The sequence below is a fragment of the Planktothrix pseudagardhii genome, from assembly GCF_904830925.1.
Lineage (GTDB): Bacteria > Cyanobacteriota > Cyanobacteriia > Cyanobacteriales > Microcoleaceae > Planktothrix > Planktothrix tepida.
Genome location: NZ_LR882967.1, coordinates 1474287 through 1497134, shown reverse-complemented (window position 1 = coordinate 1497134; position 22848 = coordinate 1474287). Strand labels below are relative to the sequence as shown.

Annotated in this window: 23 protein-coding genes; 7 read left to right on the top strand and 16 right to left on the bottom strand. The window is 40.3% G+C overall.

Features of this window, described 5'->3' with window-relative positions; genetic code table 11:
- Positions 1–74: 74 nt before the first annotated feature.
- From NMK36_RS06330 to NMK36_RS06320, 3 genes are all read left to right on the top strand, one after another.
- Positions 75–782 carry a sirohydrochlorin chelatase gene (locus tag NMK36_RS06330; protein ID WP_254173331.1) on the top strand — a complete coding sequence of 236 codons (708 nt, stop codon included), beginning with the start codon at positions 75–77 and terminating at the stop codon, positions 780–782.
- A gap of 189 nt (positions 783–971) precedes the next feature.
- Positions 972–1679 carry a hypothetical protein gene (locus tag NMK36_RS06325; protein ID WP_254173330.1) on the top strand — a complete coding sequence of 236 codons (708 nt, stop codon included), beginning with the start codon at positions 972–974 and terminating at the stop codon, positions 1677–1679.
- A gap of 79 nt (positions 1680–1758) precedes the next feature.
- Positions 1759–3567, top strand: coding sequence for a PmeII family type II restriction endonuclease (locus tag NMK36_RS06320; protein WP_254173329.1), 1809 nt, complete (start codon positions 1759–1761; stop codon positions 3565–3567).
- A gap of 63 nt (positions 3568–3630) precedes the next feature.
- On the opposite strand, the gene NMK36_RS06315 is transcribed toward NMK36_RS06320, so the two are convergent.
- Entirely contained in the window at positions 3631–4299 is a 669-nt protein-coding gene (locus NMK36_RS06315) for a Fe2+-dependent dioxygenase (protein WP_072717202.1), read from the bottom strand.
- Positions 4300–4468: 169 nt separating this feature from the next.
- Here NMK36_RS06315 and NMK36_RS06310 point away from each other — a divergent pair, with 169 nt between their 5' ends.
- Positions 4469–4798: a hypothetical protein gene (locus NMK36_RS06310; protein ID WP_072717203.1), complete on the top strand. Its 330-nt coding sequence runs from the start codon at positions 4469–4471 to the stop codon at positions 4796–4798.
- Positions 4799–4846: 48 nt separating this feature from the next.
- Here the strand turns inward: NMK36_RS06310 and panB are convergent, their stop codons facing one another.
- The 3 genes from panB to NMK36_RS06295 all read right to left on the bottom strand — a co-directional run bounded on the left by panB (position 4847) and on the right by NMK36_RS06295 (position 7040).
- Complete coding sequence (gene panB, locus NMK36_RS06305) at positions 4847–5632, bottom strand: 3-methyl-2-oxobutanoate hydroxymethyltransferase (protein ID WP_072717204.1); 786 nt, start codon at positions 5630–5632, stop codon at positions 4847–4849.
- 116 nt (positions 5633–5748) lie between these two features.
- A complete protein-coding gene (locus tag NMK36_RS06300; RefSeq protein WP_072717205.1) occupies positions 5749–6597 on the bottom strand; it encodes a GNAT family N-acetyltransferase in 849 nt (282 codons plus the stop codon).
- An 83-nt stretch (positions 6598–6680) separates the two neighbouring features.
- On the bottom strand, positions 6681–7040 hold the full coding sequence (locus NMK36_RS06295; protein ID WP_072717206.1) for a phage holin family protein: 360 nt from the start codon (positions 7038–7040) through the stop codon (positions 6681–6683).
- A gap of 168 nt (positions 7041–7208) precedes the next feature.
- Between NMK36_RS06295 and NMK36_RS06290 the strand changes: the two genes are divergently transcribed.
- Positions 7209–7703 carry a pentapeptide repeat-containing protein gene (locus tag NMK36_RS06290; RefSeq protein WP_072717207.1) on the top strand — a complete coding sequence of 165 codons (495 nt, stop codon included), beginning with the start codon at positions 7209–7211 and terminating at the stop codon, positions 7701–7703.
- A 265-nt stretch (positions 7704–7968) separates the two neighbouring features.
- On the opposite strand, the gene NMK36_RS06285 is transcribed toward NMK36_RS06290, so the two are convergent.
- The 10 genes from NMK36_RS06285 to NMK36_RS06240 all read right to left on the bottom strand — a co-directional run bounded on the left by NMK36_RS06285 (position 7969) and on the right by NMK36_RS06240 (position 19283).
- Positions 7969–9795 (bottom strand): sensor histidine kinase, encoded by a 1827-nt coding sequence (locus NMK36_RS06285; RefSeq protein WP_254173328.1) that lies wholly within the window; start codon positions 9793–9795, stop codon positions 7969–7971.
- A 375-nt stretch (positions 9796–10170) separates the two neighbouring features.
- Positions 10171–11430, bottom strand: coding sequence for a methionine adenosyltransferase (metK, locus tag NMK36_RS06280; protein ID WP_072717209.1), 1260 nt, complete (start codon positions 11428–11430; stop codon positions 10171–10173).
- A 286-nt stretch (positions 11431–11716) separates the two neighbouring features.
- Positions 11717–12046 carry a hypothetical protein gene (locus NMK36_RS06275; protein ID WP_072717210.1) on the bottom strand — a complete coding sequence of 110 codons (330 nt, stop codon included), beginning with the start codon at positions 12044–12046 and terminating at the stop codon, positions 11717–11719.
- 235 nt (positions 12047–12281) lie between these two features.
- Entirely contained in the window at positions 12282–13241 is a 960-nt protein-coding gene (locus tag NMK36_RS06270) for an orange carotenoid-binding protein (protein ID WP_072717211.1), read from the bottom strand.
- 256 nt (positions 13242–13497) lie between these two features.
- Positions 13498–14268, bottom strand: a complete 771-nt coding sequence (locus tag NMK36_RS06265; protein ID WP_072717212.1) for an HAD family hydrolase — start codon at positions 14266–14268, stop codon at positions 13498–13500.
- 147 nt (positions 14269–14415) lie between these two features.
- Positions 14416–15462 carry a 30S ribosomal protein S1 gene (locus NMK36_RS06260; protein WP_072717213.1) on the bottom strand — a complete coding sequence of 349 codons (1047 nt, stop codon included), beginning with the start codon at positions 15460–15462 and terminating at the stop codon, positions 14416–14418.
- Between the two features lie 633 nt (positions 15463–16095).
- A complete protein-coding gene (nrdR, locus tag NMK36_RS06255; RefSeq protein WP_072717214.1) occupies positions 16096–16653 on the bottom strand; it encodes a transcriptional regulator NrdR in 558 nt (185 codons plus the stop codon).
- Positions 16654–16902: 249 nt separating this feature from the next.
- The gene (locus NMK36_RS06250; protein ID WP_006619121.1) at positions 16903–16998 is read right to left on the bottom strand and encodes a photosystem II reaction center protein T; all 96 of its coding nucleotides are present in this window, start codon (positions 16996–16998) and stop codon (positions 16903–16905) included.
- Between the two features lie 166 nt (positions 16999–17164).
- Positions 17165–18694, bottom strand: a complete 1530-nt coding sequence (psbB, locus tag NMK36_RS06245; RefSeq protein ID WP_072717215.1) for a photosystem II chlorophyll-binding protein CP47 — start codon at positions 18692–18694, stop codon at positions 17165–17167.
- Between the two features lie 262 nt (positions 18695–18956).
- A complete protein-coding gene (locus NMK36_RS06240) occupies positions 18957–19283 on the bottom strand; it encodes a hypothetical protein (protein WP_072717304.1) in 327 nt (108 codons plus the stop codon).
- Between the two features lie 177 nt (positions 19284–19460).
- On the opposite strand from NMK36_RS06240, the gene NMK36_RS06235 reads away from it, so the two are divergent.
- Both NMK36_RS06235 and NMK36_RS06230 read left to right on the top strand, forming a co-directional pair.
- Positions 19461–20132: a retropepsin-like aspartic protease family protein gene (locus NMK36_RS06235; RefSeq protein ID WP_083579853.1), complete on the top strand. Its 672-nt coding sequence runs from the start codon at positions 19461–19463 to the stop codon at positions 20130–20132.
- 117 nt (positions 20133–20249) lie between these two features.
- Complete coding sequence (locus NMK36_RS06230; RefSeq protein ID WP_254173327.1) at positions 20250–20831, top strand: retropepsin-like aspartic protease family protein; 582 nt, start codon at positions 20250–20252, stop codon at positions 20829–20831.
- 2 nt (positions 20832–20833) lie between these two features.
- On the opposite strand, the gene trpD is transcribed toward NMK36_RS06230, so the two are convergent.
- The gene (trpD, locus tag NMK36_RS06225) at positions 20834–21913 is read right to left on the bottom strand and encodes an anthranilate phosphoribosyltransferase (RefSeq protein ID WP_254173326.1); all 1080 of its coding nucleotides are present in this window, start codon (positions 21911–21913) and stop codon (positions 20834–20836) included.
- Positions 21914–21999: 86 nt separating this feature from the next.
- Positions 22000–22614 (bottom strand): L,D-transpeptidase, encoded by a 615-nt coding sequence (locus NMK36_RS06220; RefSeq protein WP_254173325.1) that lies wholly within the window; start codon positions 22612–22614, stop codon positions 22000–22002.
- Between the last annotated feature and the right edge of the window lie 234 nt (positions 22615–22848).

The window sequence follows — 22848 nt, the reverse complement described above, 5'->3', positions numbered from 1 at the left end:
GATAGATCCTGAAATTGAGCAATTTTCGATACAATATCAGTCGTTAACTTTACGTTCAGGATTAATCCCAACCCTTGCTATCCCCATCTTTGCTGGTTGCTCACGGTAGCCGAGATCCTCGTCCCCAACAAGCTTTAAATCTATTGGCAAAACGCTTAGGGGAACGTTCAGGTTTTCCTGTAGTTGGAACTGCAACATTAGAATTAGCACCCCTTCCTCTCCATCAACAGATTCAAGAGTTTGCTAAGTTAAGCCAATCTTGGGGATATTCTCAAGTCCAAATTTTACCGTTATTTCTCTCGTCAGGTGTTCATGTTAACACTGATTTACCCGCAGAAATTGCGATCGCCCAGGAACAACTCGGAGCAGAAATTCAACTTAATTTATTACCTTATTTTGGGTCTAAAATCAATCGTTTAGCGGCTTTAATCGCAACAAAAATGGCAATGGTTGAGATCGAGCATTGGATTTTAATCGCTCATGGCAGTCGCCATCCAGGGGGAAATCAACCCATTGAACAATTAGCAACTCAAATCAAGGCAATTCCCGCCTATTGGTCAGTTTCTTTACATTTTGAAACTCAAATTAAAGCCTTAATTTTATCGGGAGTTCACCGAATTGGAATTATTTCTTATTTTATGTTTTCCGGTGGTATAACTGATGCGATCGCCCAATCCCTTCAACAGTTTTATCAAGAATACCCCACTGTTGAATTTTATTTAATTTCACCGTTAGAAATTGACGATAATTTACTTGATTTAATTGAAGATTTATTAAAATAATAAGTTTTAGATTAAAATAAAAGGAATAAATTTAATATTAGGATAGAATATAGTAATCCGCGCCTTCGAGACGGAGGTTATAATAATTTCTAACTGACATGAAACAGCCAGAAGTATTATCCCTGTTCCCTGTTCCCTTTTGAACCCAGATTTTGGATACAACTCAAATAGAATTGCTATAGATTACCCATGAGTCAATTAACCTTGAAAGATTTTACTCCCGACCCCCAACGGTTAGCCGTTTTGGCAGAATGTATCGCTGACTATGGGATTGATGAGGGAAATAGTGAATGGACAAATAATATAATTTCTAAAAAAACCGTTGTTTATGGCAGTGGTGTGATTGCCAAACAAGGTGAAATTGTTAATCATAATGTTGACCCCAAAGAGTTAGAATTATGTCAAAAATTAGCCGATCAAGTTTGCCAAATTATGGGAGATATTGATGTGGGGATGGGTTCAGAATCTTCTACCCCCTTTCAACCTTTCTATATTGTTGCTAATATTGATGATCCAATTCCTGAAAAAATAGATATCGAATTGATTCGCTCAAAATTTGCTGGGACAATTTTTCCCCCCGCAATAATAACAGTTGAACCTTTAGAAGAAGCAGGAATCTGGTGGTCAGAAGTCTTAGATGATGCAGATGGAAGTGAAGAGGAAGAGTATTTACGACCTTGGCGAGAAATGATGGCTTGGTTTCAAACTCAAGATGCTTTTAAAGATACGGCATTTGTTCGTATTGGTGACTATAACGTATTCTATCAAGGTCAATATAATGAGGATGAATTTCCCGAAGATATGGGAGATCAGGGATGTGTTTTCCCCCGGTTTGCAGTTGGTTTAACTCATCATGGCAGTTTAGCTGGAATTTTTGGGTTTAGTGTTCAAACGTAATCAATTCTGGTAAATTAGAACGGTGGATTTATTTCCATTCAACAGGACAAAATAGATCATCAATAAAATTAAAAGATAAATGGAAAACTCAGTTCAACCTCAATATCATTTACAACCCTTTAAGGTTATAGCGGGAGATTCTGGGTCTTCTAAATTAGAATTGAAGAGTCAAGAAACTCTCATTAACTGGAATAATCAAATTATTTTGGGTAATTGCTTAAATGTATTAAAGCAGATACCTGATCATCAGGTTGATTTAGTGATTACATCCCCACCCTATGCGGATAGTCGTTCTAAAACCTATGGCGGAATTCATCCCGAAGAATATGTTAATTGGTTTTTGCCGATTTCTGCGGAAATCAAGAGAGTCTTAAAATTCAATGGTACATTTATTTTAAATATTAAAGAAAAAGTTGTTAATGGGGAACGACATAATTACGTTATTAAACTTATTTTAGAACTGCAAAAACAAGGTTGGTTATGGACAGAAGAATATATTTGGCATAAGAAAAATAGCTATCCTGGAAAATGGCCGAATCGATTTCGAGATGCGTGGGAACGATGTTTACAATTTAATCAACAAAAAAAGTTTAAAATGTATCAAGAACAAGTTATGGTTCCTATGGGAGATTGGGCTAAAAATCGCCTTAAAAATTTAAGTGAAGTTGATCAAATTCGAGATAACTCTAAAGTTGAGAGTGGGTTTGGAAAAAATGTCTCGAATTGGGTAGGACGAACAATGGTTTATCCGGCAAATGTGTTGCATTTAGCGACGGAATGTGGTAATAAAAATCATAGTGCTGCCTTCCCAAAGTCTTTGCCGTCGTGGTTTATTAAATTATTTACTGAACCGAATGATCTGGTATTAGACCCCTTTGTCGGTTCAGGAACAACTTGTATCGCAGCTAAAGAGTTGGGAAGAAATTATTTAGGGATTGAAATCAAAGAAGACTATTGTAATCTTGCCTTATCGAATCTTGATAAAACAGTATTTAATGTTCAAAATCAAGACTCAGTTATCGAAACTATCTCAACCGATTCTATTAATTCTAATATCACAAATTCAACGATAACTCAAAAAAATTATCAAATTTATAATGACTATCTGATTAATCATGTTTTGTCTCCTTTTTATAATAAACGATTTGAAAAATTGAATAACCTTAAACTGAAAGATATTCTTAAACGGAAAAATCCTTACTTATTCAAAGCCAAGAATATTGAACTTGCAGGTGATTTTGTTAAAAGTATAGTTGATGCTTTTCTTTCTTCTCAAGAAGAAACAATTTTTGGTCATTTATTAGAAAGCTTTGCTATTTATATCTCAGAAACTCTTTATGGGGGATTTAAGTCAACGTTGAATAGTGTTGATTTAGAATTTGAACGAGGAAGAAATTATTATATTGTGGGAATTAAGTCAGGAATTAACTGGGGTAACTCTGATCAAATTAATCGCATGAAAGATAACTTTAAGAAAGCCAAAAATAGACTAAGAGAAGAAGGAAAAACTTGTGATATTATTGCAGTTAATGGCTGCATCTATGGAAAAGACAAAAATCCTTTAAAAACCGATCAAGATCCAGATAAAACCTACTATAAATATGCAGGTCAAGATTTTTGGAATTTTATTGCAGAGGATGATAACCTATATCAACAAATGATTGTCCCGATTGATATAGAAGCTCAAAAAAAAGATGAAAGTTTTAAAACCATCTATTCCAGTAAAATTAATCAAATGACGCAAGAGTTTATGCAAAATTTCATGAAAGACAATCAAATTGACTGGGTTAAACTGGTTGATTATGTTTCTAAGCGAGAAGAAAACCCTTTAGATCCTGCTATTGAACAGTTATCCTTAGATTTAGAATTAGGAGATTCGGAAACTTAACCGCTTAGTAAGCCCTGAAGGGCTTCCGGTGAGAGCGAATCATCAAACCCCTTAACCTTAATTTTATTCTGCCCATCTTCTCAATAAATTTGTATAGGTTTTAGACACCAAATCAAACTCAATGGTTTTCCCTTCCTTAGCAAAAATAGAACGGCGAGTGGTATCTAAATCAAATAAAATTTCTCGATTTGCAGGGTCACGAACTAAACTTTGAACCCATCCCACAATGGCTAATCTTACCCCTTGACTAACAGGTTCAACTCGGTGTAAGGTTGTTGATGGATAAACAATCATTGAACCCGCTTTCAATTTATAGCTACGTTCTTCATCACTATTTTCAATCACTAATTCTCCGCCTGTGTAGGTTTCAGGATCACTTAAAAATAACGTAAACGAAACATCCACACGCCAAAATTCTTGATCTCCCATCAACGCATTATCTGTATGGGTTCCATAGGACATTCCATCTTCGTAGCGGCTGGCTAAAATCGAGTGAACAATTTTAGGTAAAACCGCACTTTGAAATAAGGCATTTTTTTTGAGAATAGACTGCACTTGTTCCCGCAAAGCTTGAGCTTCCGGTGTTTTCTTATCAAGCTGTTGATTGTTCTTAACGAGTTTGGCGTGCCAACCTGCGGTTGTTTTGCCATCAACAAACGTAGCTTGAGTGAGATGATCAATAAAAAATTTTAATTCCTCTGATGTCAAAATATCATCAATCGAGAACAGCATAGGAGATAAAAGTGCAACATTAGATAATCGATAGCTGTTTGCACCTCTGTTTTTCGGCGAGTTTCTATGAAACCAGCTTGACAATGTGCAAATTTGTCAGCTTGACGGTATATTGAAAGACGGCTTAATCTTACCTTAATTTTCATTGGTGTAGTCAAGGAGTGTCAAAATGCAATCCAAAACAATTCAGTTATTTCTCACAGTCGGTTTAGCTGCTACTTTAGGGGCTTGTGCCCCAGCCACTCAAGAAGGGGGTACCCCAGCGACTTCACCCGCCCCAGAAGCGACTTCTAGCCCTGCCACTTCACCCAGCCCTGTCACTTCACCCAGCCCTGTCACTTCACCGAACCCTGCCACTTCACCCAGCCCGGAAGCAACTTCTAGTCCAGAAGCAACTTCTAGTCCAGAAACTTCACCTAGCCCAGAAGCAACTTCTAGCCCAGAAACTTCACCTAGCCCCTCTGCTTCTCCTGAAGGTGGTGAAGGGGGCGAAGGCTAGATCCTTTGCTGAGTAGAGATGTTTGAGAGAACGTCTCTACGCAAACAGTTAATGCCCAGGAGGAAAACTCCCCTCCCGCACTTCCGTACAGAACTGTTGAACGGCTTGGGTAATCGTTTGTTGTAAATTGGCGTAGGTTTTGGCAAAGGGGGGTTGCCAGGACGATAATCCCAAAATATCCGAGGTGACTAATACTTGACCATCACAATTAGCCCCCGCCCCAATACCAATGGTGGGTATGGTTAATTGCTGGGTAATTTTTTGGGCTAAATCTGAAGGGATATGTTCTAACACAATTGTAAAGGCTCCAGCTTGCTCTAACGCGATCGCTTCTGAAAGAATGCGTTCTGCTGCATCGGAAGTTTTGCCTTGTTTGCGATAACCCCCAAATTGATGAACGGACTGGGGGGTTAAACCCACATGACCCATGACTGGAATTCCAACTTGGACTAACTGACTAACTGTTTCTGCCATTGCTGGATATCCCCCCTCCAGTTTAACACCTTGAGCACCTGTTTCTTTGAGAATTCGTCCGGCTGAATGAATGGCTTGTTGAGGACTTTCTTGATAAGTTAAAAAGGGCAAATCAACAACTAATAAAGCTTGTTTCACGCCTCGTCGCACAGCTTTAGCATGATGAATAATTTCATCTAAGGTTAGGGGTAAAGTGGTGTCATATCCTAACCCAACCATTGCCAGAGAATCTCCCACTAAAATAATATCAATTCCGGCTTGATCGAGGAGTTGAGCGATCGCATATTCATAGGCTGTCAATACTGTAATGCGTCGTCCCTGCTGTTTCCATTGACTTAATTGTTGGGTTGTAACTGTCATAATCAGTTATCAGTTATCAGTTATCAGTAATTATATCAAGCATGACATAAATGCAGTCGAATCAGACATCCGACCTTTTCTATTCTTTAAAATTTCAACTTTTATTCTTTTAAACCTTAACCTAATTCCAAACTGGTAACTCCAAAAATATTTGTCCAATTGATATTCGGTTGCTCTCCAGTATACATTCTAACACATTCAAACATGGATTGCATTTGATAACGTTCAACTAAAGAAATTCCTGGATTATTAATATTCGGAACATCAATATAAATCGAATCTCCCTGGGCATAACAAGCTAAAGCCAGAAACAGCTTTTCTGCTATCTCTTCATTTTCAGCAAATAAAGGAGCAATTTTATATCCATCTGTTGCTTTTCTAATCACTCCATAACCGACTAAATTCTCCCCATTTAAAATCCCATAACCTTGTCCATGGGGTTGATTAATCCAGTGAGAGAGAAAATTAGGACGATCACCGGGAAAATATTGACGATCATAATTACACAGTTGAGCAAAATTAATCGTTTTTAAATCTACTAAATCATTAGCCATTGTTCCTGAAATTATCCCTTGATAACGCAGATGAGAATGAAACGGTTTAAAGCCAAATTTTTGATAAGTTTTAACTTGTTCCAAAACAGCATCTAACGCTGCATTTTGACCCGGAATTAACTTAAAAGCTTCCTGCCAAGTTTTCAAACCATATCCTTGCTTACGATATTCCGGTTTAACAATATAAAGGCCAATAAAGTTAAAATTGCTATGATATCGGACAACAGAAATACAACTAATGGGTTGACCGTTTAATTCCCCAATTAAAAATCCACCTGGATCAGCACTATAAAAATTATCAACATCATCAATACCCGGATTCCATCCTTCAGAAGCTGCCCAACTTAAGGCTAATTTTAGATCATCCGGGGTCATTGAACGAACTCTGAAATAATCTTCTATTAGGGTCATTTTTTTCGACTCATTAAAACATTTCTCCCCATCTTTTGCAGATAGGGTTCAGATTTACTGATTGATTTTTTAATAATTTAGGTTTAATCTAATTGATTAGTAGATTTTCCTAAAATTTGATTGAATAAACTAGAAACCAAAGAAAGAACGATTGAACCCAATAATGCTGCCCAGAAGCTAGAAATTGAAAATCCGGGGGTGAAATAAGCAACTAACGAAATAGAAATAGCATTGACGACGAATAAAAATAAACCTAACGTTAGAATGGTTAAAGGAAGGGTAAAGATCGTAATAATGGGTTTAATAATGGCATTCACTAAAGCCATTACAACCACTCCAACGGCAGCAGCTTGCCAACTGTTAATGGTAAAACCCGGAACAATATAAGCCGTTATTCCAAGTGAAATTGCAGAGATTAGCCAAGTTAGAAAAAAATTTAGCATGGATGTTTCCTAGGAATAAAAATTCAAATGGCGGTTCTTTTGAGGAATTTGAGATCCTCAAGGAAACTTCTGAGAGATAGCTAATTTTACATGGTAATGGCAAAATTAGGCATTTGAGAAGCTAACATAAGTATAAATCAGTTGATCCTAAAGTGGAGTAATCAATAGATGATTAGACTTTGGCAATATATCATTTTAACAGTCGTTGTCGTGCTGTTGGCTTTACCGCTTCCCTCCTGGGCTGCAAAAAATCCATCCCATCTGTTTTTCAGTCATAGTTTATTACAAGGACGGGATTTTTCTAATCAGTCTTTACCTGCGGCTGAATTTGCGAATTCTAATATGGAGTTAGCCAAATTTGATCATTCTGATTTAGAAGGAGCTATTTTTAGTAAAGGGATTCTAACAAAAGCCAGCTTAAAACAAGCAAACTTAACCTATGCTATGTTAGATCAAGCTGATTTTACAGAAGCAGATTTAAGTGATGCTGTGTTAGTTGAAGCCTTATTTTTCGGGTCAACCTTTCATCATACAAAAATCATAGGGGCTGATTTTACTGATGCTTTATTAGATCGAGAACAGATTCGACAATTATGTCAGGTTGCCAGTGGCATTAATACCACAACAGGAGTTTCAACTCGTGAGTCTTTGGGATGCAGATAAATATGCAATTACTTTGGGAAATATTCTTGAGTGGGATGAGTAATCATGGGGTAATTTTTACTCCCAAAACCTAGATTACACTTGTTGTTGATTATATCACAAATAGAGCTATCTATCTGAAACTTTAACTCTGTAAAAAATGCTTATTGAATTAAACTAATTGGGTAGCTTTAATCAGGTGATAAGCCATTAATAATTGTGTTAAGACAAGAGGATAGCTTTGTAACATTTCTCCCGTTATTTATACTAAAATCCATAAATTCTGTTAAAGATTACAAGTTTTTCCATTTTCTTCTTTGTAATCTTCTGAATTTATTTTAGCAACCTGACTATAGGGTGTAATTAAAGATTGTAAACTCGCCTTAAAAATACTTCCCTTACTCACTTGACTTTGAACTAATTTTAAATCGCCTCCCATCATTTGACAAAAATGGCGACTAATCGCTAAACCTAATCCTGTGCCGCCATATTTACTCGACGTTGAATTATCCCCTTGAATAAAGGCTTCAAAAACATATTTTTGCTGTTCTTCGGGAATCCCAATTCCTGAATCTTGAACACAAAAATTAATTCGATAATACGGTAAAGGATTATCCGATAAATCCTCATTTTCAGAATTGAAATCATTAGAGGAAGGAGTCAGAAGTTCACGATTCACTGTTAGTATAATTTCACCGTGCTGTGTAAATTTAGCCGCATTACTCAGTAAGTTTAATAAAATTTGTTTCACTTTGGTTGAATCCGCATAAATAATCGTTATAGTCGGATCATAATTCAGCGTTAAAATATTTCCATTTTGACTAACTAAAGGTTTAACAGTTGCAAAAACGCTTTCAATTAATTCTTTTAAATCAAAATTTTCTAAATGAAGTTCCATGCGTCCGGCCTCAATTTTAGATAAATCTAAAATATCATTAATTAATGATAATAAATGTTTCCCGGCGGTATTGATCATATCTAAATCACTAATAAATTCCTCATGACCTAAATCTTTCGCATCTTCACTCAGCATTTCGCTGTAGCCTAAAATAGCATTTAAAGGTGTTCTTAATTCATGACTCATATTAGCTAAAAATTGGCTTTTAGCGATGTTGGCAGATTCTGCTGAATCTTTCGCTTGTTCTAACTGCTGAGTTCGTTGATCAACTTGTTCAATTAAGTAGTTGACTGAATGAGCTAAAGAATAGATTTCATCAATATTCGTCTGGAAAGGAACCCGAAGTTGATAATTAGACTCCTGTGCAACTTGTTCTGCCACTTGCTGGGTCACACTTAAGGGTTGAGTAATAGAACGGGTCGTTTTAATAGCTGTAATAATAGAAATTAAAACCGATAACACAGCACTAATAATAATAATTAAATTTTCTAGCTTTCGAGCTTTTTTGAGCACAAGTTCGCTCCTATCTTCTTGGATTTGAGCTTTTTTTAACCAGTCTGTCAATTGATTATTCAGCTTTTCTAAGGTTTGAATGGTTTGTTCATTAGAGAGAGAGTTCAAGGACTGATAAATCGCCTTGCTTTTAGAGTCCGGGGATAAGGTCGGTAAAATAGATTTTAAAGTTTCAATCGTTTTAATATAGGTTTTTAAACTGTTCTTATAGGTTTTAAAGAAGGATTTTATTTCTAGGGGTGTAGCCACTGACCAACTGGGTTCTTGATCAATAAACTTTTCAATTTGAACAACAAGCTGTTCTATTTCAGCTAGATTTTGATGGATACTTTTTTGGTCATGATTCCAAGTTTTAGGGTTATCTGCTGAAGAGATTAAGTGATAACTCTGCAATTGGATCTTGAGAACCGTTGTATTAAAGTTACTGAATAATTCTACTTGTTGATGAGCATCCGATAATTGATGATAAGTCTGTTTTTGGTAAACATCCGCCAACAATAATCCTGTAATTGAACCCATAAAACCAATAGAAATGGCTAAAAAATAGCCATAACTAATTTTTTGATAAATAAACCAGCGATGCTCTGACTGCTTCTGGTGTCGAAAAGGATTATATTTATCGATATAACCCTTTAAAGAATGCGCTCCAACTCTGTGAGTGTCTTGGTATGTTGCAGTGGATTTTAAATCTTCAGATGGCATTAGCCTATACTCCTTTTCCCTCCCAGTTACCTTTGACTAAAGAATAGTTACCTGGTTCATCTTGTCAACCTCAATCCTTAAATTGCCAAGTTTTAGAACATAATAGGGGTTGGTCAGAATACAATCTCCTTCCAGGGTATAACCCCTTAACTACAATTGTGACATGGCTGTGTTAGTGTTACTACTAATTAAATAAAAGATGTAAAAAACCCTCCAGGTTCAACTGAAGGGTTAGGAAGACAGCAAAGTCAAGAATTTCAATCGAGTTCTAAATCCGTGAAGGTTGATCTGATCACAAAGAGATCTCTATTTTTTTGCAAACTTAACAATCACTATCTGAACGATTCACTTCAGTCGAAAAGAATACAGCCGTAACTAACCGACCATAGCAGTTGGTTGCAGTAAGGCTTCTTTGAGTAACTGTACTTTATCCGTCTTCTCCCAAGGTAAATCTAAGTCTGTTCGACCTAAATGACCATAGGCAGCCACATCTTGGAAGAAACGACCGCCACGTTCTGCGGGTAATTTTTGTAAATTAAACGCTTGAATCATTCCCGCCGGACGCAATTCAAAGTTTGCTTGTACAACTTCCAACAGTTTGTTTTCATCCACCTTCGCAGTTCCAAAGGTTTCAATAAACACGCTGACGGGTCGAGCTACCCCAATTGCATAGCTTAATTGCACTTCACACTTCTCTGCTAATCCCGCCGCCACAATATTTTTAGCCACATAACGGCAAGCATAAGCCGCACTGCGGTCTACTTTTGTGGGATCTTTACCCGAAAATGCACCGCCACCATGACGGGAATAGCCGCCATAGGTATCCACAATAATTTTGCGACCGGTTAAACCAGAGTCCCCTTGAGGGCCACCAATCACAAATTTACCCGTTGGGTTGACTAAAAAGCGAGTTTGGTTATCAGGTTTTACCGCAATATCATCAAATACGGGTTGGACAACCGCTAACCACAAATCTTCTTTAATTTTGTTTTGTACTTCAGCCTCATCGGTAATGTCTCCAATGGTCGCTGTATGTTGGGTGGAGATTAAAATCGTATCAATGCCAACGGGACGATCATCTTCATACAGGATAGTGACTTGGGTTTTACCATCGGGACGTAAATAAGGCAATTTGCCATTTTTCCGCACCGTTGCCAATTGTCGAGCAATTCGATGAGCTAAACTAATGGGTAATGGCATCAGTTCTGGGGTTTCATTACAAGCAAAACCAAACATAATGCCTTGATCTCCGGCACCGATCGCATCAAGTTGTTCATCACTTAACAGTTCTCTTGCTTCTTGAGCTTGGTTTACCCCTTGGGCAATATCAGGAGATTGTTTATCTAAGGCAATCAGAACAGAGCAGCTATCGGCTGAAAAACCATTGTTGGCATCAACATACCCGATCTCCGCAATTTTTTTTCGAGCTACATCAATATAGTTGATATGGGCAGTCGTCGTAATTTCACCCGTAATCAGCACTAAGCCGGTATTGACCACTACTTCAGCAGCAACGCGGCTTTTAGGATCATGGGCTAATAAGGCATCTAAAATCGTATCGGAGATTTGATCGCAGATTTTATCGGGATGACCTTCAGTAACGGATTCAGAAGTAAACAGGTAACGGCGAGACAATAATCTATTCCTCCTTATCTTCGAATGAGATTGATTCAGTAGAACCGGATTGACATTACACTACTACAGCATCATCTCTTAATTCTCATTTTCACCGATCAGACGGATTATATTATAGAAAGTTGCGACGATCAGCAATTATACAGGGGTTATTCCCAATTTAACGAAAATTATGGGTTTAAAGCCCCGCCCTTTAGCCGAGTGGAGGGCGGATTTGGTAGCCAGATTGTCAATGTTAAAACTCAAATTGTTTTAAGAATCCCCGTCGCGATATTCGCGGAGAGTATCAAATACGGGCAATAGCGGCTATCTTAGTCAGCTTATTTGTGTTGAGTCCATCTAGTTCATTAAGATGTAGCCAACCCTCTTTAACCAAACTGGCAAAAATAAAAATTAGTCCTGAATATTCATAATCATATTTGCCATCTATATTGTGTCTTCTAGCACTTAAAAAGTCGTGCAAACGCCAGATATCATCAATTTCTACAATCGCACTTGATTGTTTACGAACTTCGTCTATCAAAGCCTTTATTTCTCGTTGATAAGCTGTATCAAAGGCAGCTTTGGCTACTTCTTTTTCTGCCTCAGACCATTCAATTTCATTGACTTGCATCATTACTAAAGTTAAAAGGTTTATTAATCAGAACTTACACAACCATAATTAGGGTTATGTTTGTTAAATCTCACCAACAGGGAAAATAAAAACTATTTATTATCTTCCCCTTTAAACCACAAGTTAAAATATACTATTTATTAAAAATAGACCCTAAAAAAACCTACACAATCAGGGTTTTGTCTGTGTGGCAACGGGTTTAAACCCGTTGCTATATTAAATTAGATTCGTTTATTAATTAACGAACTAAATTTAACAACTCTTTAGGTGATGCTAACAAGTCAATTGCAACAAAGAAAATTTTATTTTCAGGACTTAGCAAAAATCTCCAAGCCATATTCATGCCCACACCAGCACCAAACCAAGGAGTTTGCACTTTACCAGTTACTTTGATTTGGGTATAACCACCCTCTGCGGGTTCTGTTACGCCTCGCTCTGGAATCAACTTGAGATGATTACACTCTTCTCGGAAAAATCGAAGAACAGCATCTTTCCCCACAATGGGTTTCTGAAAAGGAGGTTGAAGCGCGCCATCGGGGGTGAATAACTCAATCAGCACCTCAAAGTCGTTGGCGTTCATGTTATTCATGTAGTTGAGAACCGTGGGATTATCAACGCCTTCGATAGTAACTTGAGTCCGTTGTGCCATATCTTTAGGAACAACCACAGGTTCAGAAACTCTCTGAAAACTATCAAGCTTACTTGTATCAAATCCCATGTCAACAACGCAATTGCGTAAAACAGTGATTTGTTGACCTGATTCTAGTGCTTGAATTGCTTGCAGTACAGAAGTTGCATTAGCTGATAGCTTATATCCTGATGGAATTGGAGCGACAATTCCTTGAGCCATCCATTCCCCAAGCTGATACCAAAAACCTAGCTTAATGTTGGCAGTCCAACTACCGTAAGCTCGTGAAATTGGTGTATCGGTTCGGTTTGCCAAATCACACATGACCTGTGTTTGTTCTTGGAAAGACATTTGCCGAATTTGATTCATCGTTCCTTGAGCAAACTCCATATTAGCCGCGCCTAAAGCAGCAACGGTAATCGTTTTACCCATTTCAAGGTAAGCAAACCAGATTAATGCCAGTTGATCTTCAGCATTAAGTTGATTGAAGCGGGCGATTGTAGCTGGTACTACGTCAGCAGTTAAAGTATTTGGAAAAATCCCACGGGCTGAATCGACTGTAAATGGCATAAAGTAAATTCCAGACTAAAATTTGGACAAAAACCAATCCTGAGTTTCAAAGCAGGGGATGAACTTTAACAGAACATGATTTTAAACTTGCTCATGTTTTGACTATAGCACACAAATCTTAAAGAAAGTACAAAAATCTTTACATAAATTTTCAGACAACATTACGATCTTTGCGAAAAGTATCGGCAAAATTAGGGTTAGATCCTAGTCGAGTTGGTAGAGGCGTTTTGATATCGCCGTTAAAAGTCAAATTGTTTTAAGAATCCCCGAAAGATACTCTTGGGAGTGTCAAGCTCTTAATTTTCAATTGATCCCAATGGGAGATCACCACCGTCGCCCGATTTAGGTGTTTAGGGTGGGATTGGTTCCAACAAACCCCCACACAACCCGCAGCCCCAGCCCCGATCGCCATATCAATATCTCCTTGAGCATCCCCCACCATTAAAGTCACAGAAGGATGCACTCCCAGGGCTTGACAGGCATTCAGGAATAAAATCGGATCGGGTTTTGTTGGGCCGTCATCGACCCCCATTTGTAATTGAATATAGGGTTCGAGTTGATGGTGTGTCACAAAACGTTGGACTTGTGCAGTCGGAGCCGCCGAAAGAATCCCTACCTTTACCCCTGCATCGGATAGGGATTTGAGAATGTCTAAACCCCCAACAAACAAAGGAGAAGGGGGAGTAGACTTGAGATAATAATCTGCATCTTCAAAAGCACGACGGGCAATCGTTAAAGACTCTAACCACCCTCGTCCCGTTTCAGCAATATAGGCTGCTGCAGCAATTTCATTTTCTCGTCGGCTTCCCACCGCCATCAATCCAGTAGGGTCAAGGCTATCTCCCTGAACGCCAAAAGCCATCAATAGAGGTTCCCCAATCCCCGGAATTTGAGCATCAATTAAACGCGATCGCTTTTGAGCTAAATTCCTCAAGAAATCAGTAGAATCCTCTAAGGTTCCATCTTTATCGAAGATAACGGCTTCGATATTAGAAAAAGTAACCGTCTGAACTTGAAGAGTGACCAACCTTTAATACTCCAAAGCGAATCGGGAAAAAGCAAAAGGGAACAGAAAAAAATCTATTCCCTCTTCTTAAAAAAACAGGGAACAGCGAACCGGAAAAAGCTTGATTTCCTCTACCCTATTCCCTCTTCCTTTTTGTTCGGTTGAAACTTATACTCCTTCGGCAACAGGTTCAACGTCTTCTTCGATGGCTTCTGGAATGTCATCGTCAATGGCCGATGGGATTTCATCATCAATGGCCGATGGAATATCTGCTTCATCCAGTTCTGCGGGAACTTCAATCGAGACAGTTCCTTGTTGAGCCGCCAAGAGTTTTTCCCGGAATTTGGCTGCCATTTCTTCAGCTTTCTCATACACAAGCTGAGGATTTTTAACCATTGCTCCCGGTTCGGGTTCCAGTTGTTTTGTCGAAAGGGAAATCCGACCGCGATCTGCATCTAAGTCAATAATCATGACTTTGACTTCATCATTGACATTAAAGACGCTATGAGGCGTGTCAATGTGATCGTGAGAAATTTCTGAGATGTGGAGCAGACCACTCACGCCACCAATGTCAATAAACGCCCCGTAAGGTTTAATTCCTCTAACGGTTCCTGTCACCACTTCACCCACTTCTAAGCGGTTCATCTTCCGCTCAACTAAAGCCCGACGATGGCTTAGAACGAGGCGATTGCGATCCTCATCAACCTCTAGAAATTTTAAGGGTAATTCTTCAGCAACGAGTTCTTCTTTGGGTTTGCGTGTACTAATATGGGAGCCGGGAATAAAGCCCCGCAATCCTTCAATGCGAACTAAAGCGCCGCCTCGATTTGTGGCAAAGACTTGAGAACGGACGGTAGCATCTTCCGCTTGCAGTTGGCGGACGCGCTCCCATGCCCGCATATACTCAATGCGACGAATGGAAAGAGTTAATTGCCCATCTTCGTTTTCATCGGTCAGAATGAAAAACTCGCGGGTTTCATTGGACTGTAATACTTCATCAGGACTTTCCACCCGATTAATTGACATTTCTTGTAGTGGAATGTATGCTGCGGTCTTAGCACCAATATCAATCAGAGCGCCCCTTGGCTCTAGACTAAAAACTGTCCCCGCCACTACGTCACCGGGACTAAAGTGATAGTCGTATTTATCGAGTAAGGCGGCAAAATCTTCGTGGGTGAAGCCCACATCTTTTGGTTTTGTTTTCTGATTGATCATGCGAGTTGTGTCCTAAAGTTGCTCCTATTAAATGGTTGTTTTTGCAGTTAAGAGAGGTTTTTGATCCTGGCTGATCAGCCAATTTCTAGGCGATCAAAACTGCTGACTTGACACCCGAAGCCTCTGGACTATCTGCTAAAAACAGATAAACCGAGTATTACTGCGTCAAGTCTAGTAGCTCCTATAGAATTAAGGTCATCAACTTGAATATACAGCCTAAACCTTTACCCTTGGGTTTCAGGTAAGCTGTGTTGATGCCTAGGGGAACAGTTGACATCCTCCACTGCCTAAAGGCGAATGGATTCTTCACCACGCCACAAGGGTCGCTGAATGGGGTTGACGCTTCATCGATCAATGCCTAAGTGTTTAGGTCTTACGCAATCTCTACGTCCGTTTTGAGTCTCCGAATGCCCTCCGGCGACTTAAGTTTAACCTCGTTCACTAAGTTAAACTTTTTTGTTTAATTTGGTAAATGGAGTTAACTTAAATAGTATAACTGTTCAGAGCATATCTATTATGCCATAACTGATCGATTTTGGGTCATAGCTTGCCCAAAGTTTTATCCGGTTAGGGCTAGAGTTCAAGATTGATTGGGATAAATTAAAAATTATAACTCTGCTGTTGAGATGGAACTCAGGAGGCAGAACACAAAGAAGGGGGGGTTTCAAGCGGTGAACTCTCCCTTGGGGAACTCGGATCTTCCTCGGTTGAAGTGGGTTCATTCCCGTTTTGAGGGTCAGTATCACTCTGAAAGTGATTCAACGCTTCGGCAAAATCTCGAATCCCTTGAAATTGTCGATAAACGGAAGCAAACCGCACATAGGCAACTTCACTTAAAGATTTGAGTCGTTGCAAAACTAATTCTCCAATTTCCTGGGTGGGAAATTCCCGTTGGGAACGTTGTTGCAGTTCCGCTTCAATTTCATCAATAATTGATTCTAAATCTAAAGCAGAAAGTCCTGTTTTTTCACAAGCTCGAACCATTCCCCGCAGTAATTTAGAGCGATCAAAGGATTCCCGTTTCCCATCCCGCTTCATCACCGTAATGGGAACAAATTCAATCCGTTCATAAGTCGTAAACCGATGCTGACACTGGAGACATTCTCGTCGCCGCCGAATGCTTTTACCCGATTCAGCCGAACGCGACTCCAGTACGCGACTATTGGTATACTGGCAAACTGGACACTGCATGATTAACGTCCTTTGAGCATAGAGTTCACCGAACAGAAGTTTTCTGATCAGTGAGTACAAAGCACGGTGGTAACGTTTGAACAGTCCAATACTCAGCCATGAGAACTTAAGGTTTTAGTTAAACAAGTGAACCCCTAGCTCCCAGAAATAAATCCAAGCTTTTCTGGGTTGGCGACGGTACAGAACGTTAAATTACCCCAAATCCTCATCACTTAGTATTGGATCGGAAAAAAATTCTCTTATTGCCAGTTACTTCCCAATCCGAGGGGGTTCCCGGAATGCAATTGCAAAAAAGAGAACTCCTAAGGCCAAGGTCAAAACTAAGATGTAAGCAACACTTTCCATGTTAATGTTTCCTAAACTTATTGTTTTCTAACAGTCTACCATTGAGCGATTAAGGAAGATGGAATCCGTCTAAATAAAGAGAGAGTCGGAAACTTTATGAACAAAGCTCCAACTCTCTAAAAATTAGGTTGACCAAAAGACCGCAAAAGCCTGAACTAGGTGTGTCCTAGACGGTTTTCTTAACGCGAGTCGTTTTGTCACCCACTTTCTGGAACAGACCCCATTCCACTTGTTCTTCGAGATCGGCTTCCACCCCAGCGAACACATCGCGGAAGATCGTCCGAGAACCGTGCCAAATATGGCCAAAGAAGAACAATAATGCAAAGCAAGCGTGGGCGTAGGTGAACCAGCCCCGGGTGCTAGTGCGGAACACCCCGTCAGATCCCAAGGTTTCGCGATCAAACTCGAAAGGTTCCCCTTGTTGGGCTAAACGAGCGTATTTCTTAACGGTTGGGGCATCTTTAAAGGTTTTGCCATCTAATTCACCACCATAGAAACTAACCGTCACTCCAGCTTGTTCAAAGCTGTAGCGAGACTCAGCCCGACGGAAGGGAATATCAGCCCGAACCACACCGTCTTTATCCGTGAGGACTACTGGGAAGGTTTCAAAGAAATTAGGAAGACGGCGAACTAATAATTCCCGTCCTTCAGAATCTTTGAATACCGGATGGCCTAACCAAGCTTTAGCAATGCCATCGCCGTTGTTCATCGGGCCAACCCGGAATAAACCGCCTTTAGCGGGGCTGTTGCCCACATAGTCATAGAAGGCGAGTTTTTCAGGAATTTTTTCCCAAGCTTCAGCGTAGCTATCCCCACGGGCAACACTGGATTGTACCCGGCGTTGAATTTCCTGTTGGAAGTAACCACTATCCCATTGATAGCGGGTTGGGCCAAACAGTTCAATGGGGGTCGCCGCAGAACCGTACCACATCGTTCCAGCAACAACGAAAGCGGAGAAGAACACCGCAGCAATACTGCTGGATAACACCGTTTCAATGTTCCCCATCCGCAGGGCTTTATATAACCGTTGGGGCGGGCGAACAGAAAGGTGGAACAGACCCGCAATAATGCCAACAACACCGGCGGCAATATGGTGAGCGACAATTCCTCCCGCATTGAACGGGTTAAATCCTTCAGGCCCCCAAGCCGGTGCAACGGGTTGCACACTTCCGGTAATGCCATAGGGATCGGACACCCACATTCCAGGGCCAAATAAGCCTGTTAGGTGGAATGCCCCAAAACCAAAGCAAAGCAGACCAGATAAGAACAGGTGAATGCCAAACATTTTAGGCAAATCTAAGGCAGGTTCGCCTGTTCGGGGATCGGTAAAGAGTTCAAGATCCCAAAAAACCCAGTGCCAAACGGCAGCCAGGAAGAGTAAACCAGACAGAATGATATGAGTGGCAGCCACCCCTTCAAAAGACCAAATACCAGGGTTGGTAACGGCTTCTCCGGTGAGACTCCAACCGCCCCAGGATTGAGTTACCCCTAAGCGGGCCATGAAGGGCATGACGAACATCCCTTGACGCCACATCGGGTTGAGGACGGGATCAGAAGGATCATAAATTGCGAGTTCATAAAGGGCCATAGATCCAGCCCAACCTGCCACCAAAGCGGTGTGCATCAGGTGTACAGAGATCAATCGTCCTGGGTCATTCAGGACAACTGTGTGTACACGATACCAGGGTAGTCCCATTGACTACGCTCCTCCTAGTTGATAATGGTCTACTTTTTTATAACTTTGCTATGAATACGCCCGAATTGATCGTCCCTCAATTGAAAAGTCATCAATTTCGGTTAGATCATTAACGGGATCTCCACGAACATGAAGCTTATCTTAAAGAAGTGTATCGATTGTTAGAACCAAATGCAATAGTTTTGATACTCTCACCGACAAGCTTCGCTGTGTCGGGAGATTCTTGGGCTGAACATTGACTCCGCACGACTTCACCGTGAGATTACAGACTATTATTCATTTGACATTCTGTGGAAGCACTTGCCAAGCGTTCTAGGACTTGATCGGCTGTAATTAAGCGAGTCAGAACAACTTGACCAATAGTGCTAGAGGGCTTGTTAATTGGGGTAATATCGGGTTTGACTTCTAACATCAAAACAGCATCTTCAACCCGATACAGCCACATTTTTTCCTGTTGAGTTTGATTCCAAATACAGAGGTTCATTTTTTGAATTTCGGGTGGACGGCGACGTAGGGTTTGATCCCACAGACCTCCTACTCCCCAGACTCGTCCTACTGTCCATCCATCGGTTAAAAAAAAGTATTTCACGACTGCCTTAAACAAACTGACTTTAGATCTGCTGTTTACGATAGCGCGAAAGGTTGACATACTCCCCATTTAAGATAGAAGACAGAACATAGCTAAAGTTCATCTTTGATCAGGGAAATTGACGGGGGCAAAGATCTCTGTAACGATTAAAGTTAACGCTTGACTCCCAGTAAAATCATGAAGACTTCCCCGTCTTTAGTCCGGTTATATCCCTTATCAGCTTTTGCAACTGTACGGCTGTATTATCTAAAGGTTTTGGCTGAACAAGCCCAAAGACAGAGTTTATCTCGGTTAATCCCTCTGTTTTCGATTTTATTATCAACTACAGGCTTAATCTTGACCGATCCTCTCGGTGCGCTCGCTCAAGAATACCCGGGTTGCTTTATGAAAACAAAAACCGGACAGATGCTTTCTTTAAATCAAGTTTGTATTTTTCCACAAACTGATGCAAAAACAGCTATTTCTCCCCTGGCAACACCCGGTATTTATCAAGCTAAAATTATTAGAAGAGATGGAGGAATCCCGGTCATCCAAGTCATCTTTAATAATCTACAACCTTTTGAAATGATGGTTGATACCGGAGCCAGTGGAACAGTCATTACTCCCATGATGGCAGAACTTTTAGGGGCAATTCCAGCCGGTCGAGGTAAAGCAGATACACCCAGTCAAAAAGGTGTGGAATTTGATTTGGGTGCTATTCAGAAATTGGAGGTAGCTGGGGCTGTTAAAAATAATTTCATCGTTGCGATCGCTCCGACTTTAGATGTGGGTTTACTCGGTCAAGATTTTTTTGGAGAATATGATGTTACGATTAAAGCAGATGTTGTTGAATTTCGAGCCAGGCAATAAAAAATCAATAACCAACTTAATGAATAATGGGATCTCAGATTTTAATCAGGCAGATGAACATATCGAATTGAGAGATTGAACTCTCTAATCCTTAAACCAGGATAAAAGGGTGAAATTATGAGCAAAGTAATTTCGATTGATATTAATTCCTTCAGGCTAAGTTTAACCGTTGTTTTAACTGGAATTCTCCTGAATGTGATTCCTGTTAAGGCTCAAGAATATCCAGGCTGTTTTATTCGAGAAAAAACGGGAGATGTTGTGAATTTAACGCAGTCGGTTTGTGGTTTATTTCCGACCTCAACTCCTCTATCTGCAAATCCAACAACACCCGGAGTTTTTCAAATTCCGATTAAACGCCGACAAGGAGGAATTCCCGTTATTGATGTTAATTTTAATGGTCAAAATACCTTTGAAATGTTATTAGATACGGGAGCAACTGGAGTTGTGATTACGCCTGCAATGGCAGATGCTTTAAAGGTGCAACCTTATGGAAATCTACCCATTAACACCGCCAGTGATCAATTGGTCAATCAACAGGTGGGTCGTGTAGATTCTATTAATGTGGGGGGGTTACAAATGAGCAATATCGAAGTGTCGATTTCTCCGGTCTTAGAAATAGGATTATTAGGACAGAGCTTTTTTGGAACATACGATCTCACCATTAAACAAGATGTGATTGAATTCCGCCCCCGTGCCTAATATTAATCCTGGAGGAATTGTACCAATTGTTCGAGTTTTGACCACGCCGCACCGCTTTGCAAAATCTCTTGAGCTAAAGAGATCCCTTTTTGATGGCAACCCATAGGCACAGCACCCCCCACTTGTAATGCTAAAGAGGCATTCAGAGCCACTACATCTTGTTGAGCTTGTGTACCTTTTCCTTGTAATAAATTGCGAAGAATTTCAGCATTTTCTTCCACATCTCCCCCTTTAAGAGCCGTGATAGAGGCTGAAGTTAACCCCACATCTTGAGGGTTGAGGGTGGTTTGTTCAATCTGACCTTGGGATAAAATCGCTAAGTCAGTTATATCGCCTAACCCCGCTTCATCCAGTCTTTCCCGTCCATGTAACACAATCGCCACTTCTGTCCCTAATTCATTTAAGGCTTGAGCAATGGTGGGGAGCAATTTTGGGTCAAAAACCCCCATAACCTGTCCCGTGGGGCGCAGAGGGTTCACTAAAGGCCCCAATAAATTAAACACCGTTCGGACTTTTAGGGTTTGACGTAGGGGAACAACCGCTTTCATCGCGGGATGCCAACCCGGAGCAAATAAAAATGTAATTCCAACCGCCGATAAAGCCTGGGTAACTTTTTCTCCGGGTGCTTTTAAGTTAACCCCCAAAGCTTCTAAAACATCCGCAGACCCGACTTTACTCGATGCAGACCGATTTCCATGTTTCGCTACCGGAACCCCAGCCGATGCTGCAACAAAGGCAACGGTTGTGGAAATATTAAAGGTTGAAGCACCATCACCTCCAGTTCCACAGGTATCAATGACACGGTAAGGAGAAATGACATCAGAATTCCCTGAAACCGGAGATTCTGAAACACAACAGGACTGTAACACCGATGCCATTCCTGCTAATTCTTCTGCGGATACCCCTTTGGCTTGGATAGCTGCCAAAATACCCCCAGACAGCACAGGAGGAACTGCTTCTTCCAACCATCCCCGCATCAATTGTGAAGCTTGGGTTATCGATAGGGATTGGCGGTCTAACAGTTGTTGTAATAACTCCGGCCAAAGATTGGGATGAATTTCAGGTGCAGCAGGGTTTGTCATGAATATGGATTTTTCAATAACCAAAATTCAGTTTACAGCATTTTTTCAATTAAACTTTAAAATCTGTAAAACCCGATTATTCGTAACTAAGGTTCAACAATCACAGGGGTTCCGATTTTTACCATCTCAAATAAAGCCAAAACATCTTGATTAAACATCCGAATACAACCATGAGATGCCGCTTGTCCAACAGTTTCAGTATTCGGAGTTCCATGAAATCCAATATAGTTTTTTCCATCTGTCCAAAACCCAATCCAACGCTGACCTAACGGATTATCTGGCCCTGGAGGAATAATTTCTCCGGTAAGGGGATGTTCCCAAGTCGGACGGGTAATCATTTGAATCACTTGATATTGACCGACTGGAGTTTCCCAACCTTCTCGACCGACGGCGATAGGATAGCTGGTTTGTAATTGTTGATTGCGATATACATAAACCCGACGTTCATTTAATTTAATCACCAGTTGCAAATTAACTTGAATGGAATCAGAACTGGGTTGTTTGGATGGGGGGAATAAGGTAGAAGTGGCAAATTTAGGGGTTCTGGGGGTTAAAAATTTAACCGGGGATGGTGCTAGAGGGATGGGGTTTTGAGGGTGAACGGATACCGCCAGCACGGGCTTTGGAGCTTTCTCTAAAAGTACCGTTGTCCCCAGAATAACGGCTATGAAATGTTTCAGAAAACCTTTTCTTCTAACCATTGCACTGTTTATATTGAGCAAAAAAATAATTTTAAGACGACATCATTACTTTTGACAAACTGAGTAGCTCTCACTGTTCCCGGTGCTTTGCTTGTCGTTCTAGCCAATATAGGTAATTTCCTTAAAGGCTGTTAAACTGAAGTTATAAAGATAACCGTTACCTATCCACTCTTCTTCACTTCCCCGGGTTGCAGATCTGGAATTTGAGTTGGAGTGCCTTTTTCATAGAAGCTA